The sequence below is a fragment of the Mesorhizobium koreense genome (assembly GCF_031656215.1).
Taxonomy (GTDB): Bacteria; Pseudomonadota; Alphaproteobacteria; order Rhizobiales; family Rhizobiaceae; genus Mesorhizobium_L; species Mesorhizobium_L koreense.
This window is the reverse complement of record NZ_CP134228.1, coordinates 2,355,768-2,371,337: the sequence shown is the minus strand read 5'-3', so window position 1 is coordinate 2,371,337 and position 15,570 is coordinate 2,355,768. Positions and strand designations below refer to the sequence as shown.

Genomic DNA, 15,570 nt, shown 5'->3' with positions numbered 1-15,570 from the left:
GAGAATGCCATGCAGTCGCTCATGATCGCCGACAGACTCTATCCGCTGGTTCTGAACGGTAAGAAGACGCATACGATCCGCTGGCGCGAAACGCGTATCCATCCCGGCACAATGCGCTATGTGTGCGACCGGGACCCGGAAAAGACAGTCGTCGTCCTCGTGACACGTTGCAGGGACGTTCCGCTATCGCAAGCCGCTGTGCTGGTGGGAAAGCAGGATATCTGGCCGGATGCGATCATGCTTTCAGGGATGCGGGAACATTATCCCGACATCGAACTCGACGACATAGTGCAAGTGGTCGAGCATCTGACCCCGCAACAGACACAAGCCGCCCGGGCCGGCGAGAGCGACTGACAGGCGCCCTCACTCGCCGTCAAAGGCGACGAGGCATCGCACATCGACGCCGAGCGCCTCCAGCTTGGCGCGGCCGCCGAGCGCCGGCAGATCGATGACGAAACAGGCCGCCACGATCTCCGCTCCCATCTGACGAAGCAGTTTGACCGCGCCTTCAGCCGTGCCGCCAGTGGCGATCAAATCGTCGACGAGGATTACCTTCTCTCCCGCCGTGACGGCATCCTTGTGCATCTCCATCTCATCCAGCCCATATTCGAGGCTGTAGGCGACGCGCACCGTCTCATGCGGCAGCTTGCCCTTCTTGCGGATCGGGATGAAGCCGGCCGAAAGCTGATGGGCGACGGCGCCGCCAAGGATAAAGCCGCGCGCCTCGATACCGGCGATCTTGTCGATTTTCGAGCCGGCATAGGGATGCACCAGTTCATCGACCGTACGGCGGAAGGCGCGTGCGTTACCAAGCAGTGTCGTGATGTCGCGGAACTGGATGCCGGGCCTCGGATAGTCCGGGATCGTCCGGATTGACGACAGGAGCGTGTCTTCGAGGGAAGGTTTCATGCTGGCCCCATTGCTTGCCGGCAAGTCGTAGCGCCTGCCGACGGCAAAGGAAAGCGTTGATGGAACGTCAGGCGGCGTGCCCTTCATGCTGTGGCAAGTCGTCCGTAATCGTGAACCAGGGCGCCTTGGAGCCGACGAAGATATGCGCCGAGGGCCGGATAGAGGGCGCATCGACAAGCGTGCCCATCGCGACGTGCACGTATTCTCCCTCACGCACGACGGAATAAAGCAGCGAGCCGCAGACGGAACAATGTGCATCATGCGCCTGCTCGTTACCAAAGCGCTTGATATCGTCCGCACCCTTTGTCACACGAAATTTTTGCCGTTCGATCCCGGCAAATGGCTTGAACGCCGAGCCGGTCGTTCGCCGGCAATTCGAGCAATGGCAGTTGGCGGCATAAAGAAAGGCATCCGCCACGATGTACCCGACGGCCCCACACAGGCATCTGCCTGTCAGGTTCTTCGTCTTGTTCGCTCGATCCATCCGGCCGGCTCCCGCTTTGTCGATCCGTACGCATGCATCGACATTCGCCGAAGCCGGTCAAGGCGGGAATGCGGGATCGATGCAAAAGGGCGCCTTACGGCGCCCTTGCACAAACCTCTTCCGGTCCCTCAAGCTCAGTGCGCGACGTCCGCCCACACCTTGCGCTTCGTCAGATAGACGAGAACGCCAAAGAGCAGGATGAAGATCATCACGCGGAAGCCCGTCTCCTTGCGCGCCTCGAGATGCGGCTCTGCGGCCCACATCAGGAAGGCAGCGACGTCCTTGGAATACTGGTCGACCGTCTGCGGCGCCGCATCGTCATAGGCCACCTGCCCATCGGACAGCGGCGGCGGCATATGGGTCGAAACGCCTGAGATGAAATGCGGGTTATAGTAGGTGCCTTCGGGGATGGTAACACCGGCCGGAGGCTTCTGGCCGAAGCCGGTGACGAAGGCATGGATGTAGTCCGGACCGCCTTCCTCATACTGGGTGAAGATGTCGAAGATGAAGCGGGGGAAGCCACGCTGCACCTCGCGTGCCTTGGCGATCAAAGAAAGATCGGGCGGAGCCGCACCGCCATTGGCAGCAGCGGCGGCCTGCTCGTTCGGGAACGGCGCGGGGAAATGATCCGACGGCTTGCCCGGCCGATCGAACATCTCGCCGTCGTCATTCGGTCCGTCATGGATCTGGTATCCGGCGGCAAAGGCCTTCACCTGCGCCTCGCTGTAGCCGAGGTCCTCAAGGCTGCGGAACGCCACGAGATTGAGCGAATGGCATGCCGAGCACACTTCCTTGTAGACTTTCAGCCCGCGCTGAAGCTGAGCCTTGTCATAGGTGCCGAACGGCCCGGCGAAGGACCAACTCATTTCCTGTGGCCGCTCAAGCGGGAAATGCGTCGGTTCGGCGCTACTTCCGTTCTGCGCCGCAGCCACCACGACCGTGCCGCCGGCAACGATGGCGAGGGTCGCCAACCCGTGAAGGATTTTTCTCACTTCTCGAAATCCTTTCCGGATCAGCCTTTGGTTTGCGGTGCTGCTGCGGCGCCAGCGGGGTGCGCCGAGCCTCCGTTCTTTTCAAGAACGGCTTCGGTAATCGAATTGGGCATTCGTTTGGGTGTCTCAATCAGGCCGAGAACCGGCAGGATGATCAGGAAGTGGACGTAGTACCAGACGGCGCCAAGAAGCGCGAGCGTCGGGTAGATGCCTTCCGGCGGTTTGGCGCCGATCCAGCCGAGCATGACGACGTCGGCGATGAATATCCAGAAGAACAGCTTGTACCAGGGGCGGTACACCGCCGATCGCACCTTGGACGTGTCGAGCCAGGGCACGATGAACAGGAGTACGATCGAGCCGAACATGACGAGCACGCCACCGAGCTTGGAGTTGATCGGCCCGATGTTGAAGGTGATGGCGCGCAGGATCGCGTAGAAGGGCAGGAAGTACCATTCCGGCACGATCTCCGACGGCGTCTTCAGCGGGTTTGCCTCGACGTAGTTGTCGGCATGGCCAAGGAAGTTCGGGATGTAGAAGATGAAATAGGCGAAGATGAACAGGAAGACGATCATGGCGAAGCCGTCCTTCACCGTCGCATGCGGCGAGAACGGAACCGTGTCGCCCTTCGACTTCACCTCGATGCCGGTCGGGTTCGTTTGCCCCGCCACGTGCAGCGCCCAGATGTGCAGGATGACGACGCCAGCGATCATGAACGGCAGCAGGTAGTGCAGCGAGAAGAAGCGGTTGAGCGTCGGATTACCGACCGCGAAACCGCCGATCAGAAGCTGCTGGATCCAGTCTCCGACGAGCGGAATGGCCGAGAAGAAGCCGGTGATGACGGTGGCGCCCCAGAAGCTCATCTGCCCCCAGGGCAGGACGTAGCCCATGAAGGCGGTTGCCATCATCAGGAGATAGATGATGCAGCCCAGGATCCACAGCAGTTCGCGCGGCGCCTTGTAGGAGCCGTAATAAAGGCCGCGGAACATATGGATATAGACCGCTATGAAGAAGAACGAGGCGCCGGTCGAGTGCATGTAGCGCAGGAGCCAACCATTGTTGACGTCGCGCATGATGCCTTCGACGGAGTTGAAAGCGAGACCCGAATTCGCAGCGTAGTGCATGGCGAGCACGACGCCGGTCAGGATCTGCGCGACGAGCATCAGCGAAAGGATGCCGCCGAACGTATAAGCATAGTTGAGGTTGCGCGGGACCGGATAGGCGACGAATGAATCGTACATCAGCCTCGGCAGAGGCATGCGCGCATCGACCCAACGGCCGATGCCGGTTTTCGGCGTGTAGGTGGAGTGTTGCATTCCGCTCATCGTCTTGCTCCCCTACCCGACCCGCACCACGGTATCAGACGTGAATTCATAGACCGGGATGGCCATGTTCTCCGGCGCGGGTCCTTTGCGGATGCGCCCGGCGGTATCGTATTGCGAGCCGTGGCACGGGCAGAACCATCCGCCGAACTCACCCTGCTCGCCGAGCGGGATACAGCCGAGATGCGTGCAAACCTCCACCATCACAAGCCATGCCTCTTTCTTCGGCACGGTGCGGTTGGCATCGGTCGCCGGCGCATCGCTCGGCAGATTGGCGTTCCGGGCGATCGGATCCTTGAGCTCGGAAAGCTTTACGGCCTTGCCTTCTTCCAGTTCCTTGTCGCTGCGGTAGCGGATGACAACTGGCTTACCGCGCCACTTGACGGTGAGCGAAGCGCCCTTCTGCAACGAAGAGACATCGACCTCCACCTGCGCCAGCGCCAGCGTCGAGGCGTCAGGCTGCATCTGGTCGATGAAGGGCCACGCGACGCTTGCCGCGCCGACCACGCCCGCCATGCCTGTAGCGATGTAGAGGAAGTCCCGCCGGTTGCCGTCAACCGTTTCGTTTGCCGCTTCGTGTGCGCTCACGGGTCCAGAATCCTTTCGAATCGATCCCGCCGGCGAAAACCTGCCCAGAACACCTGTCAAAGCCTTGTCGGCCTTGAGGCAATACCCCTCGGGCCGGACGGATTCCCCCGGCAATTGGCGAAGTTTCTATGCGTCCGTGCCACGCTTGTCCAGACGCCTGCGGTACGGGAGGGCAGATTGTCGCGGGCGCCGGTCAAACGTCCCGAAAGGTAGCGAATATGCAGGAACTGATGCGATCGCAGGGGAACAGAGCCACCGATCGAAAAGCGCTGAACCGAGCTTGTCGTCAGCTTGTCCCCAACAAGCTTGACCGACTCGGTCTGTTCTTCCCGTCGGCCGCTATTTCGCTCCTAGTCTCACCAGCACTTCTTTGGGAATCGCATATTCCCGGATCAGGCTGTCGTGGCGCCTTAATCCGCATAGTTCCCGCTGGATGAACCAGGCATAGACAGCCTCGACCGTCTTCTTGAGCAGAACGGCGCGGCCATCCGCATCGCCCTGATAGTTGCGCAACAGATTGAGATGCTGCTCGGCATAATAGCCGGCACGGCCGAGCGAGGCGGCCTTCTCGGCCATCAATTCGTAATCGAGGACATCGACGCCGGTCTGGCCGGACGCAGGCGTGGAATTCTGTCCGGGTAGGCGCAGGCTCATCCGGTCACCCTACTCCGCCGCGATCCGGTCTGCCAGGAAACCGCCCGACTGTCGCTTCCAGAGCTGCGCGTAAAGCCCGCCGCGCCGGATGAGTTCGTCATGCGTGCCCTCCTCCACGATGCGTCCACGATCGACCACGATCAACCGGTCAAGCGCGGCGATGGTGGACAGCCGATGCGCGATGGCGATGACGGTCTTACCCTCCATCATCTGCGCAAGGTTTTCCTGGATCGCCGCCTCGATCTCCGAATCAAGCGCCGAGGTCGCCTCGTCGAGAACCAGGATCGGCGCATCCTTGAGAATCATGCGGGCGATCGCGATACGTTGCCTCTGGCCGCCGGAAAGCTTGACGCCGCGTTCGCCGACATGGGCGTCATAGCCCTTACGCCCCTTCGGATCGGTGACATTCAAGATGAAGTCATGCGCCGAAGCCCGTTTCGCGGCATGGACGATCTCGGCTTCGCTCGCGCCAGGCTTGCCATAGGCGATGTTGTCGCGGATCGAACGGTGCATCAGAAGCGGTTCCTGGCTGACTACACCGAACTGCGCCCTGAGCGAAGCCTGGGTAAGTTTGCGGATATCGCTTCCATCGAGCAGGATCCGGCCATCCTCGATATCGAAAATCCTGAGTGCCAGATTGACGATCGTCGTCTTGCCGGCGCCCGAAGGGCCGACGATCGCCACGCGCTCGCCCGGTCGGATATGGAACGACAGCCCATCGATGATGCCGCCGCCCTTGCCGTAATGGAAGGAGACTTCGTCGAACCGTAGATCGCCTTCAGCGCGCGGAATCTCGGCCGCATCCTCGGCATCACGGATTGTCGGCTCGACCGATATCACGCCGGTCGCGTCCTGCACGGTGGCGAAGTTGCGGATCAGCCCGTTGATATTGAACATCATATAGCCGGACATGGTGTTCAGCCGGAAGACGAGGCCGGTCGCTGCGGCAATAGCGCCTGTCGTGGCGTCGCCCTCCATCCAGCGATGCACGGCGAGCACCATGACCGCGCCCATCATGATGCCGTTCAATATGGCGACGGCAGCGCGTACCGAGGTGATGGCGCGCGTCAAATCGATCACTGCCATCAGGAAGATATCCATTCCCTCGCGCACAAAGGCGTGCTCGCGCCGGCCGCTGTCGAAGAGTTTTACGGCAAGGATATTGGTAAAGGCATCGACCATGCGGCCGTTCAACACCGAGCGGCCGTCTGCCGTACGGCGGCCGGCTGCACGCAGCGGCGGCAGCAGGGCGCGCGCGACAGCAAGATAGCTCACCAGCCACACAGCGATCACCACCGCCATGAGAGGATCGAGTGCGGCCAGGATGGAAGTCGCCAGCACCAGGAAGGTCGCAAAACTCCACAAAGTTTGCAGCGAGGAGACGATGAAATCGCCGGTCGATTCGCCCGCCTGCATGATCTTGGTGGCGATACGCCCGGCAAAATCGTTCTGGTAGAAATCGTAGGGCTGTTCGATGACGCGGCGGAAGGACTGCCAACGGACCTTCTGATAGAAATGCGGGACGATCACCTGCTGCTCGACCACGGCATTGGCGATCAATATGACGGCGCGCACCACCAGCACCAGCACCAAGAGCGCCAGCAATTCCGGCCAGTGGTCGGCGATCAACGTCTTCGGGCTGGAGGAATCGAGCAGGTCGATCAGCCAGCCGACCGCCCAGTAGAGCGAGGCATCGACAATGCCGGCCAGCCCGCCGATGACGAGCAACAGCGCGAACGGCCCCTTCGCCTGTCTGGCGAAATAAAGGATGAAGCGCCAGCCCTCGCGGGGCAGCACTTCGCGGTCGGTGTCGCCGAAGGGATCAATGATCCCCTCGGCCTTGCGCCAGAGCCGATCGAAAATCGCGCCTTGCTTCACTCCGCCGCCTCCGCCTGCCCCGGGTCGATGAAGCCGCCGGACTGGCGCCGCCACAGGCGCGCGTAGAGCCCGCCACGCGCGATCAGTTCTTCATGGCTGCCTTCCTCAATGATGCGGCCCTTGTCCATGACGATCAGCCGGTCCATCGCCGCGATGGTCGAAAGGCGGTGCGCGATGGCGATGACGGTCTTGCCCTGCATGAGTTGGTAAAGGTTCTCCTGTATCGCGGCCTCGACCTCCGAATCGAGCGCCGACGTCGCCTCGTCGAGGATCAATATAGGGGCATCCTTCAGCATCACACGCGCGATCGCGATGCGCTGGCGCTGGCCGCCCGAAAGCTTGACGCCGCGTTCGCCGACATGGGCGTCGTATCCCTTGCGCCCCTGCGGATCTGCCATGGCGCCGATGAAACCCGCTACCTCGGCACGCCTTGCCGCCTCGATCATCCGCTCCTCACCGGCATCAGGCCGTCCGTAAAGGATGTTTTCCCTTACCGAGCGATGCAGGAGCGACGTGTCCTGGGTGACCATGCCGATATTGGCGCGCAGTGAATCCTGCGCAATATCGGCTATATCCTGCCGATCGATCAGGATGCGGCCGCCCTCGAGATCGTAGAAACGCAGAAGCAGGTTCACCAGCGTCGACTTGCCGGCGCCAGACGGGCCGACGAGGCCGACCTTTTCCCCTGCCTTTACCCTCAGGCTCAGATCTTCGATGACACCCTTCTGCTTGCCGTAATGGAAGCGGATATGGTCGAAATCGATCTCTCCACGCTCGACGGCGAGGTCGGGCGCTCCCGGCCTGTCCTCGACCAGCCTTGGCAGCGAGATCGAACTGATGCCGTCCTGGACGGTGCCGATGTTCTCGAACAGGCCGGAGGTTTCCCACATGATCCATTGCGACATGCCCCAGAGGCGCAGCACGAGGCCGATCACCACCGCGACGGCCCCGACCGTCACCGCCTCGCCCAGCCACAGCCAGATGGAGAGTGCGCCGACGGCCAGAAGCAGCAGCGAGTTCAGCGCATAGATGACAGTGTAGAGCGAGGTGATCAGCCGCCCCTGCCGGTAGGCAGTCACCATGAAGTCGCTCATGCCCTCACGCGCGTAATCCGCCTCGCGCCTGGCATGCGAAAAGAGCTTCACCGTCTGGATGTTCGTGTAACTGTCGACGATCCGTCCGGTCATGAGCGAACGCGCGTCCGCCTGCGCCTCGGCGACACGGCCAAGACGCGGAATGAAATAGCGCAGCACGAATATATAGGCCACGATCCAGACGGCGAGCGGTGAAGCAAGTCGCCAGTCGGCCGAACCCACGATGACGAGGACGCCGAGGAAATAGACCACGACGTAGTTCAGCACCTCGACGAACTTGATGACCGTCTCGCGCACGGCAAGCGCCGTTTGCATCAGCTTGGTGGCGATGCGGCCGGCGAACTCATCCTGATAGAAGACCATGGACTGCTTCAGGAGATAGCGGTGCACCAGCCAGCGGATGCGCATCGGGTAATTGCCGAAGAGCGTCTGGTAGGTGGTCAGCGAGGAAACCGTCACTACCGCCGGCAAGGCCACCCCCGCCACCAGCGCCATGCCGAGCAGCTTCCACTTCTCCGTCTGCAGGAAGGTCTCGCGGTCCTGTGCCGCCAGCCAGTCGACGATGTGGCCGAGGAAGCCGAACATCCACACTTCCATGACGGCGATCAGCGCCATGCAGATCGCGGAAAGCAGGACGAACGGCCACGAGGCGCGCGTGTAATACCAGCAGAAGGCGAAAAGCGTCTTCGGCGGCTCGTCCGGCTCGGCGGCCGGGAAGGGATCGAGTCTTTGTTCAAACCAGCGAAACATCGTCAAAGCCTTGAAGGAATTTCGAGAATATGGGGAGAGGCCGGCCGGTTTCTCAGCCTCGTCGGCTGAAAAACGAACGGCACGAGATGGATGCCAGCGCTCGGCGGCAGAGCGATTTGGTCAGGCGAGGCCGAAAGCCTCTTGGGCAGAAAGACGGACATTGGGCGAATCCAGAACGAACCGGGGATGATCTCCGGCGGGATTCGCGACGATGAAACCGAATGTCAGGGATGCGTCGAAACGAAAACCGCCGTCAGGCCAGAGGCCAGCCACGCAGGCAGAAAGTCGATGGGAACATGATCACGTTCACTCCTGCCTCCTTGCGGTTTTCGTACTGATGTTCATACACGGGACGAATACCATCCCTAACGGTCAGCAGCTTATAGTCGCCTTCTTCCGACATGGCCAGACGGGTCGTGGCGCGATAGGAACGCTTCCTGACAATTGTGGCCATCGGGCAACGGCAGCGCCGTTCGACAAGGGAAATCCGTGCACGAAACCGTCCGCATCGCGCTTTACCAGCCGGACATCGCCGGAAATACCGGAACGATCCTGCGCCTTGCCGCCTGCCTGGCACTCGGCGTCGATCTGATCGAGCCGGCGGGGTTCGATCTTTCCGACCGGGCGCTCAGGCGTGCCGGCATGGACTATCTGGAGAGGGCGGCGCTGACACGCCATGTCGATTGGACCGCCTTCGAGGGTTGGCGGGCGTCCGAAGGGCGGCGTCTCATCCTCTTCACGACAAGAGGCGCCCTTCCCTTCACGGATTTCTCTTTCAGGGCCGGCGACATCCTGCTCTTCGGACGCGAATCGGCCGGCGTACCCGATTCCGTACGCGAGGCGGCGGACCATCGACTGCTCATCCCGATGCCGGGCGGCGGCCGTTCGTTGAATGTCGCGATGTCGGTTGCAATGGCGACTGGCGAAGCGGTCCGGCAGCTTAGTCCGCGCTCGGCAGCCGTCGCATCGTGAACTCGATCACGTCGCCCGGCTCTTCGCGCCAGCTTTCGATTTCCGTCCAGTAGGCCTGTTTCGGCCAGCGGTCGAGCCATTCGCGAGCCTTCGCACGGGCCTCGACACGCGGCAGAATGAAAGTCTCCCTGAGAAAGCCGTCGCGTGGCTTGACCGCTTCGGCGGCGCGCTGTCGGCGCAACCTCTCCTTCAGGCTGTCGAGCGATGGTCTTGCCGGTGTGCGCATGACGCAACTCCTTGACCCGCGATACAGAAAGTTTAGGTGTCGCGGACGCAAAAAACGAGTCTAAAGTCGACCGGCAAGGGCGCGACGCGAACGGAGAAGGCATGGACCCCCACGATCTTCCATCCGGCCTGCCGGATGCCATCGAGGAGAAGAAGACCGCGGCCGAAAGCTGGTTTCGCGAGTTGCGCGACCGCATCTGCGCCGCCTTCGAAACGCTGGAAGACGACGCAACAGGTCCACAAGCCTCATGGGCGGCGGGTCGTTTCGAGCGGCATCAATGGCTGCGCGAGGCCGGCAAGGGGGGCGGTGGCATCATGTCTACCATGCGCGGCCGCGTCTTCGAGAAGGTCGGCATCCATACATCGACCGTTTATGGCGAGTTCTCGCCGGAGTTCCGCAAGCAGATCCCCGGCGCGGAGGAGGATCCGCGCTTCTGGGCCTCCGGCATCTCGCTCATCGCCCATCCGTGGAATCCGCATGTCCCGGCCGTGCACATGAACACACGCATGGTCGTCACGTCGCGGCAGTGGTTCGGCGGCGGCGCCGACCTGACCCCGGTGCTGGACAGGCGTCGGGTGCAGGACGATCCCGACACGGTCGCCTTCCACAAGGCGATGCAACTCGTCTGCGACCGGCATTCGGCCATCGTCGACTATCAGAAGCTGAAGAAATGGTGTGACGAGTATTTCTTCCTGCCGCACCGCGGCGAGCCACGCGGGATCGGCGGAATTTTCTACGATTGGCTCAAAAGCTCCCACGAAAAGGGCGGCTGGAATGCCGATTTCGCCTTCACGCAGGATGTCGGCCGTGCCTTCCTCCTCATCTATCCGCACCTGGTACGCCGGAATTTCATGCAGAACTGGACCGATGCGGAACGCGAGGAGCAGCTTGTCCGGCGTGGCCGCTATGTCGAGTTCAATCTGCTCTATGACCGCGGCACGATCTTCGGGCTGAAGACCGGCGGCAATGTGGAATCGATCCTGTCCAGCCTGCCGCCCGAAGTGAAGTGGCCCTAGCGAGCTGCCTTCTATTTTGCTGAAGCGCTGTGATTTCAGTAGGCTAGGATTGTTTTCGCACACGGAAGTGAGGGTTCGTTCACCAAACGGGACGATTTCCCGCGCCCTACCGCCAGATTTTCGCGGCGGCTAACCGAAAAGAAAGCGGCAAACGGTTCCTTGCATGCAAAGCCCGACATCAGGGGGTGGGGCATGCAGGGGAAGCAATCGATGACAAGGGCCTTTCTCGCCGATCGCCGCGGCGCCTATTCCGTAGTCCTGGCGGTATGCGCCATTCCGCTTCTCCTGTCGGTCGGGCTGGGCGTGGATTATGCACGCTACCTCAGCGCGCAGGCTCATCTCCAGCGGATCGCCGACGCGGCGTCGCTTGCAATGGCGGCCTCCCGCGCCGAGGACGAAGACGCGCTTCGCAAGGTGGGCAACGACTATATCGCCGCGAATTATACCGGGAATCAGGTCGACAACGTCCATGTCGCCAGCCTGCAAGGGACGACGGAAAGGGTCGATCTGACGCTCGAAGGAACTCTTCCGACAACCTTCATGGCCCTCGGTCATATCAACACGCTCGACGTGAAGGCGAATTCGCTGGCGATCCGTTCGGTCTCGGGCAGCGTGGAAGTAGCGCTTGTCCTCGATAATACGGCCTCGATGAACGACAACAACAAGATCGGCACGCTCAAGGCCGCTGCGAAGGACCTTGTCACCAACCTGTTTTCCGATAGCAACGGCGGCGTGCGCGTCGGACTGGTTCCCTATGCCGACAACATCAATGTCGGTGTGGCAAATCGCAACGCGAGCTGGCTTTCGATCCCGGCGGAATATACAACGCCCGCGACCGAAAGGGTGTGCCAGCCTTCGACATACGAGACCGTCTCGACCTGCAAGACATATGAAAAGGTATCGTGCACCCGAACCGTAGATGGCGTGGTCAAACAATCCATGTGCAACGGACAGTGCTTGGCGTACAACGATCCGGTAACGCGGGAGGTGACGCATTGCAGCGGCGGCAATGCCGCGGTCTCCTACACGTGGAAGGGTTGCATCGGATCGAGACTGTCTGGAACCGCTCTCGTGCTCGATGATCAACGCGCCTCGATCCCTTATCCCGGCTTTCTCGATGGCGGTAACTACAAGAGTTGCCTGTCTGAAATAACGCCGTTGACGGACGACCAGAACAAGGTCCAGGCCGCGGTCTCCGGGATGACGACGTCGTCGCCGGGATATAACGCCGATACGTACATTCCGGGCGGTATGATCTGGGGGATCAATATGCTTTCTCCGACCGCGCCGCTGACGGACGGTGCGGCCTACGACCCGAAGAACCAGAACCCGCGCAAGGTCATCGTTCTGATGACCGACGGGCTCAATTCACGAATGGTCGTGAGGAGCGGGTCCAACAAAGGCGGATATCAGAATATCCCCACGGTCAACAACGTCCTCGATCCCGACAAATCGGCTCAGGTCAACAAGGACACCGAAACCGTCTGCGATTACGCGAAGTCGAAAAACGTGGAGATATTCTCCATCGCCTTTATGGTGGGCGACGGTGACGCCAAGACGATGCTGCAGAATTGCGCGACCGATGCGCAACATTATTACGACGCCACCAATTCCGCCGCCTTGGCGGATGCATTCTCCGGCATCACCCAGTCGCTCACCAACGTGCGGCTTGCGCGCTGATAGGCGGAGCTTCGGAATTTTGACCGGCCTGGCAACGAAATCGCCCCATTTCGTGTTATCCTTCGATCCATGTTACGTGGACAAGGAGGATTTCCGATGAAGGAATTTCATTGCGGTTCGCTGGTGCCCGGCTGCGAGTGGCACACCCGCGCCGAAGACGAGGCGGAAGTCATGCGCCGCGCGGTGGAGCATCTGCGTGAGGTTCACGGCGAGGATACGATCCGCGAGACGATGATCGAAGCCATCCGCTCGCGCATCGAGAAGGTCCGCGACGCGGCTTAGCTGAAAAAGCTGAATCAATTTGTGAACAAGCGGAATCTATTTCCGCGGAGCCGCTTCTAATGGCCTGAATTGCCGATCTTTTTCGCGGCGCGCGCCATCAGCGCGTCGCGGTCGAGCGCGAAGCCTGTGTTGATCCATTCCGATTCGAGTTCGGTGAGCAGTTCGCCGACATTTTTGCCCTGTTTCAGGCCCAATCCGCGCAGATCGTCGCCATTGACGGGGAAAACAGGCCGCTTCCATCTTTCCAGATAGCTGAGAAGGCGCGCATAGTTGCCCGCCTCGATCATCAACGCATTGTCATCGTCCACTGCACGGCTCCGCGCGGACGCGAAGGCAAGGCGCAGGCCGTCCTCTTCCGCTTTCGGATCGCCGCGATAAAGCGCCCTTGCCAGCGCGACCTCGGTCGTGGAAGGCTTTATCCGTTCCGCCAGCGCCCATTTCGTCAGCCGCCCCCCTTCGGCCTTGGAAAGTTTGAGCCGCTTGGCGAGTTCCTCCATGCGCGCGGCGTCCGGCGGAACGATGGCTTCCAGCCGGAGCAGTGGATCGGGTATCCAGCCGAGATCTGCCTCTGCTTTCGTCAACGCATGGATCGCGTCGATACCCCATTTCTCGCCTTCCGGCAGCACCATCCCGAGCACGCCGGCCTGCCGCATCCACAAGAGCGCGCGCGACGGATCGGGTGCGGAAAGAAGCTTCTTCAACTCCGACCACACGCGTTCGGCCGAAAGGTTCACCAACCCGTCCTTTAGCCGGGCGCAGGCCTTCAGCCCCTCGGCGTCCGGCCTTCCTGAGCCATACCAGGCGAAAAAGCGAAAAAAGCGCAGTATCCGCAGAAAATCCTCGCGGATGCGCGCTTCCGGGTCGCCGATGAAGCGCAATGTCCGGCTCTCGATATCGGCAAGCCCACCGATGAGATCGACAATCGTCCCGTCCGCCTCGGCATAGAGCGCATTCATTGTGAAGTCGCGCCGCTCGGCATCGGCCTTCCAGTCGCGCCCGAACGCGACCCTGGCATGGCGGCCGAAGGTCTCGACATCAGCCCTCAGCGTCGTCACCTCGAAGGGCCGGTTGCCGGCGACCACGGTCACAGTGCCGTGCTCGATGCCGGTCGGCACCGGTTTGAAGCCCGCTGCCTTCGCTCGCCGCGTTGTTTCTTCCGGTAATGTCGTCGTAGCGATGTCGATGTCGGTCACCGCAGCGCCGAAGAGCGCGTTGCGGATGGCGCCGCCGGCGATCCTGGCTTCCTCACCGCCTTCCGAAAGCGCCGCCAACAGACGCTGGAGGTTCCTGTCGGCGAGCCAGCCCGCGCGCCCGGCAAGCGTCTCCGGCCCCTTTGCCGCGCTCATGCGTAGAACTGCTCGTAGAGCATGCGAATGATGCCGGCGGTCAGCCCCCATATATAATGATCATTATAGGGCATCTCGTAGTAGTTCCGCATATGGCCCTGCCACTCGTGTCTTTCGCGGCTGTGGTTCGCCTCGTTCATGAGGAAGGCAAGCGGCACCTCGAACGCGTCGTCCACCTCATCGGCGTTGAGCGTCAAAAGAAAACCGGGCCGTACGATGCCGAGGATGGGCGCCACGCGGAATCCGCTACCCGAGACATAGTCTGGCAGCCGGCCGATCACTTCGATGAAGCCTCGGTCGAGCCCGATTTCCTCTTCCGTTTCGCGGAGCGCCGCGTCTTCAGCAGAAGCGTCCGAAGGGTCGATGCTGCCGCCTGGAAAGGCGACTTGGCCGGAATGGTTTCTGAGCTTCTCGGTGCGTTTGGTCAGGATGACACTTGCACTGCCCTTGTGGTCCACCACCGGAACGAGTACCGCCGCGTTGCGCAGGCCATCGCGGACGATGAAGCGCCGAAGCTCGGGATTGAAGCGATGGTCGCCATAATCACCGTCACTGTTCACGGCGGAGATGTTGCGACGCTCCGCCCGCATGCGGAAATCAGCCGCGGAATAGGGTTCGACCGCGTGCGCGTCCATCGTCACGCACTCAGCTTCTTCAGTGTCTCGGCCGGTATGATCGGAAAGACCATGCCTTTCGAACGGACCGCAAACATCAACCTGCCGTCAAACTCGACCTCCTCGCCGACATTGACGAGTTCATACATCACCGGCCGCGCCACCAGCGCTTCCAGCCGTCCGCGCACATGCAGATAGGGCTTCAGCCCGTCCGTGCCGACCTCGTCGACGAAGCGCAAAGGGTGCTCCGGACCCGCCTCCACCACGTCGCCGACATTGGTGCGGAAGGTCAGCACCTGTTCCTCTCCTATGCCCGAAGCATCCATCTCGACCGCGACGAACGGCGCGTCGATCACACGAATACCGGCCTTTTCCACTGGAGTGACGAGATAGGTCTTCCCGTCCTCATCCTTGCGCAACACCGTCGAAAAGAGCCTGACCAGAGGCGCCCGGCCGATTGGTGTCCCCATATAAAACCACGTCCCGTCGGCCTTTATCTCCATGTCTAGATCGCCGCAGAAGGGCGGGTTCCAGCGCTCCACCGGCGGCGCGCCCTTGCCGGCGCGTGCCGCGCGTGCGATCAGCGCATCAAGGCCGCTTGTGTCACGGGCCGCCGAAAGCGTTGCGTCTGGTTGCTGCTCGTCGAACATCGTCACGAAATAGTCACTGTTCTTCCGCTTGTCAGCCATCGGGGGTGATTTAAGTTCACCCCATTGTCCATGGGAAGAGGCGAATCACCCGCAATAGGGTGAATCACGCAGCAAGG

General features: G+C 61.5%; 18 protein-coding genes. 5 read left to right on the top strand and 13 right to left on the bottom strand.

What is annotated here, in order from left to right:
- Nucleotides 1–9 precede the first annotated feature (9 nt).
- Nucleotides 10–354 (top strand): ASCH domain-containing protein, encoded by a 345-nt coding sequence (locus tag RBH77_RS11220; protein WP_311032252.1) that lies wholly within the window; start codon nucleotides 10–12, stop codon nucleotides 352–354.
- A 9-nt stretch (nucleotides 355–363) separates the two neighbouring features.
- Here RBH77_RS11220 and RBH77_RS11215 read toward each other — a convergent pair whose 3' ends face one another.
- From RBH77_RS11215 to RBH77_RS11175, 9 genes are all read right to left on the bottom strand, one after another.
- Nucleotides 364–909 (bottom strand): adenine phosphoribosyltransferase, encoded by a 546-nt coding sequence (locus tag RBH77_RS11215; RefSeq protein WP_311032251.1) that lies wholly within the window; start codon nucleotides 907–909, stop codon nucleotides 364–366.
- 67 nt (nucleotides 910–976) lie between these two features.
- A complete protein-coding gene (locus RBH77_RS11210; RefSeq protein WP_311032250.1) occupies nucleotides 977–1,393 on the bottom strand; it encodes a GFA family protein in 417 nt (138 codons plus the stop codon).
- 134 nt (nucleotides 1,394–1,527) lie between these two features.
- Nucleotides 1,528–2,385, bottom strand: a complete 858-nt coding sequence (locus RBH77_RS11205; protein WP_371832858.1) for a cytochrome c1 — start codon at nucleotides 2,383–2,385, stop codon at nucleotides 1,528–1,530.
- 20 nt (nucleotides 2,386–2,405) lie between these two features.
- Complete coding sequence (locus RBH77_RS11200) at nucleotides 2,406–3,707, bottom strand: cytochrome b (protein WP_311032249.1); 1,302 nt, start codon at nucleotides 3,705–3,707, stop codon at nucleotides 2,406–2,408.
- A 12-nt stretch (nucleotides 3,708–3,719) separates the two neighbouring features.
- Complete coding sequence (petA, locus tag RBH77_RS11195) at nucleotides 3,720–4,220, bottom strand: ubiquinol-cytochrome c reductase iron-sulfur subunit (RefSeq protein WP_371832875.1); 501 nt, start codon at nucleotides 4,218–4,220, stop codon at nucleotides 3,720–3,722.
- A gap of 411 nt (nucleotides 4,221–4,631) precedes the next feature.
- Complete coding sequence (locus RBH77_RS11190) at nucleotides 4,632–4,946, bottom strand: DUF6665 family protein (protein ID WP_311032247.1); 315 nt, start codon at nucleotides 4,944–4,946, stop codon at nucleotides 4,632–4,634.
- A 9-nt stretch (nucleotides 4,947–4,955) separates the two neighbouring features.
- A complete protein-coding gene (locus RBH77_RS11185) occupies nucleotides 4,956–6,824 on the bottom strand; it encodes an ABC transporter ATP-binding protein (protein WP_311032246.1) in 1,869 nt (622 codons plus the stop codon).
- Nucleotides 6,821–8,668, bottom strand: a complete 1,848-nt coding sequence (locus tag RBH77_RS11180; RefSeq protein ID WP_311032245.1) for an ABC transporter ATP-binding protein — start codon at nucleotides 8,666–8,668, stop codon at nucleotides 6,821–6,823. Before RBH77_RS11180 ends, RBH77_RS11185 begins: the two co-directional genes overlap by 4 nt.
- Before the next feature lie 253 nt (nucleotides 8,669–8,921).
- On the bottom strand, nucleotides 8,922–9,122 hold the full coding sequence (locus tag RBH77_RS11175; RefSeq protein ID WP_311032244.1) for a hypothetical protein: 201 nt from the start codon (nucleotides 9,120–9,122) through the stop codon (nucleotides 8,922–8,924).
- 35 nt (nucleotides 9,123–9,157) lie between these two features.
- Between RBH77_RS11175 and RBH77_RS11170 the strand changes: the two genes are divergently transcribed.
- Complete coding sequence (locus RBH77_RS11170) at nucleotides 9,158–9,640, top strand: tRNA (cytidine(34)-2'-O)-methyltransferase (protein ID WP_311032243.1); 483 nt, start codon at nucleotides 9,158–9,160, stop codon at nucleotides 9,638–9,640.
- On the opposite strand, the gene RBH77_RS11165 is transcribed toward RBH77_RS11170, so the two are convergent.
- Nucleotides 9,609–9,866: a hypothetical protein gene (locus tag RBH77_RS11165; protein WP_311032242.1), complete on the bottom strand. Its 258-nt coding sequence runs from the start codon at nucleotides 9,864–9,866 to the stop codon at nucleotides 9,609–9,611. The genes RBH77_RS11170 and RBH77_RS11165 overlap by 32 nt on opposite strands.
- A 101-nt stretch (nucleotides 9,867–9,967) precedes the next feature.
- Between RBH77_RS11165 and hemF the strand changes: the two genes are divergently transcribed.
- The 3 genes from hemF (at nucleotide 9,968) to RBH77_RS11150 (ending at nucleotide 12,844) form a co-directional block, all read left to right on the top strand.
- Nucleotides 9,968–10,882 (top strand): oxygen-dependent coproporphyrinogen oxidase, encoded by a 915-nt coding sequence (gene hemF / locus RBH77_RS11160; RefSeq protein ID WP_311032241.1) that lies wholly within the window; start codon nucleotides 9,968–9,970, stop codon nucleotides 10,880–10,882.
- Nucleotides 10,883–11,092: 210 nt separating this feature from the next.
- The gene (locus RBH77_RS11155) at nucleotides 11,093–12,562 is read left to right on the top strand and encodes a pilus assembly protein TadG-related protein (RefSeq protein ID WP_311032240.1); all 1,470 of its coding nucleotides are present in this window, start codon (nucleotides 11,093–11,095) and stop codon (nucleotides 12,560–12,562) included.
- 96 nt (nucleotides 12,563–12,658) lie between these two features.
- A complete protein-coding gene (locus tag RBH77_RS11150; protein ID WP_311032239.1) occupies nucleotides 12,659–12,844 on the top strand; it encodes a DUF1059 domain-containing protein in 186 nt (61 codons plus the stop codon).
- Between the two features lie 56 nt (nucleotides 12,845–12,900).
- Here RBH77_RS11150 and RBH77_RS11145 read toward each other — a convergent pair whose 3' ends face one another.
- Genes RBH77_RS11145 through RBH77_RS11135 form a run of 3 tightly spaced genes read right to left on the bottom strand, consistent with a single transcriptional unit; the run spans nucleotide 12,901 to nucleotide 15,454 of the window.
- A complete protein-coding gene (locus tag RBH77_RS11145) occupies nucleotides 12,901–14,190 on the bottom strand; it encodes a CCA tRNA nucleotidyltransferase (protein WP_311032238.1) in 1,290 nt (429 codons plus the stop codon).
- Nucleotides 14,187–14,825, bottom strand: coding sequence for a CoA pyrophosphatase (locus RBH77_RS11140; protein ID WP_311032237.1), 639 nt, complete (start codon nucleotides 14,823–14,825; stop codon nucleotides 14,187–14,189). The genes RBH77_RS11145 and RBH77_RS11140 overlap by 4 nt, the downstream gene beginning before the upstream one ends.
- Nucleotides 14,826–14,827: 2 nt before the next feature.
- On the bottom strand, nucleotides 14,828–15,454 hold the full coding sequence (locus RBH77_RS11135) for a DUF1285 domain-containing protein (RefSeq protein ID WP_311032506.1): 627 nt from the start codon (nucleotides 15,452–15,454) through the stop codon (nucleotides 14,828–14,830).
- Between the last annotated feature and the right edge of the window lie 116 nt (nucleotides 15,455–15,570).

Bases quoted from the DNA above. Each gene is read 5' to 3' on its own strand.
- RBH77_RS11220 (WP_311032252.1), top strand. From the start codon at position 10: ATGCAGTCGCTCATGATCGCCGACAGACTCTATCCGCTGGTTCTGAAC.
- RBH77_RS11215 (WP_311032251.1), bottom strand. From the start codon at position 909: ATGAAACCTTCCCTCGAAGACACGCTCCTGTCGTCAATCCGGACGATC.
- RBH77_RS11210 (WP_311032250.1), bottom strand. From the start codon at position 1,393: ATGGATCGAGCGAACAAGACGAAGAACCTGACAGGCAGATGCCTGTGT.
- RBH77_RS11200 (WP_311032249.1), bottom strand. From the start codon at position 3,707: ATGAGCGGAATGCAACACTCCACCTACACGCCGAAAACCGGCATCGGC.
- petA (WP_371832875.1), bottom strand. From the start codon at position 4,220: ATGGCGGGCGTGGTCGGCGCGGCAAGCGTCGCGTGGCCCTTCATCGAC.
- RBH77_RS11190 (WP_311032247.1), bottom strand. From the start codon at position 4,946: ATGAGCCTGCGCCTACCCGGACAGAATTCCACGCCTGCGTCCGGCCAG.
- RBH77_RS11180 (WP_311032245.1), bottom strand. From the start codon at position 8,668: ATGTTTCGCTGGTTTGAACAAAGACTCGATCCCTTCCCGGCCGCCGAG.
- RBH77_RS11175 (WP_311032244.1), bottom strand. From the start codon at position 9,122: ATGGCCACAATTGTCAGGAAGCGTTCCTATCGCGCCACGACCCGTCTG.
- RBH77_RS11165 (WP_311032242.1), bottom strand. From the start codon at position 9,866: ATGCGCACACCGGCAAGACCATCGCTCGACAGCCTGAAGGAGAGGTTG.
- hemF (WP_311032241.1), top strand. From the start codon at position 9,968: ATGGACCCCCACGATCTTCCATCCGGCCTGCCGGATGCCATCGAGGAG.
- RBH77_RS11155 (WP_311032240.1), top strand. From the start codon at position 11,093: ATGACAAGGGCCTTTCTCGCCGATCGCCGCGGCGCCTATTCCGTAGTC.
- RBH77_RS11150 (WP_311032239.1), top strand. From the start codon at position 12,659: ATGAAGGAATTTCATTGCGGTTCGCTGGTGCCCGGCTGCGAGTGGCAC.
- RBH77_RS11145 (WP_311032238.1), bottom strand. From the start codon at position 14,190: ATGAGCGCGGCAAAGGGGCCGGAGACGCTTGCCGGGCGCGCGGGCTGG.
- RBH77_RS11140 (WP_311032237.1), bottom strand. From the start codon at position 14,825: ATGGACGCGCACGCGGTCGAACCCTATTCCGCGGCTGATTTCCGCATG.
- RBH77_RS11135 (WP_311032506.1), bottom strand. From the start codon at position 15,454: ATGTTCGACGAGCAGCAACCAGACGCAACGCTTTCGGCGGCCCGTGAC.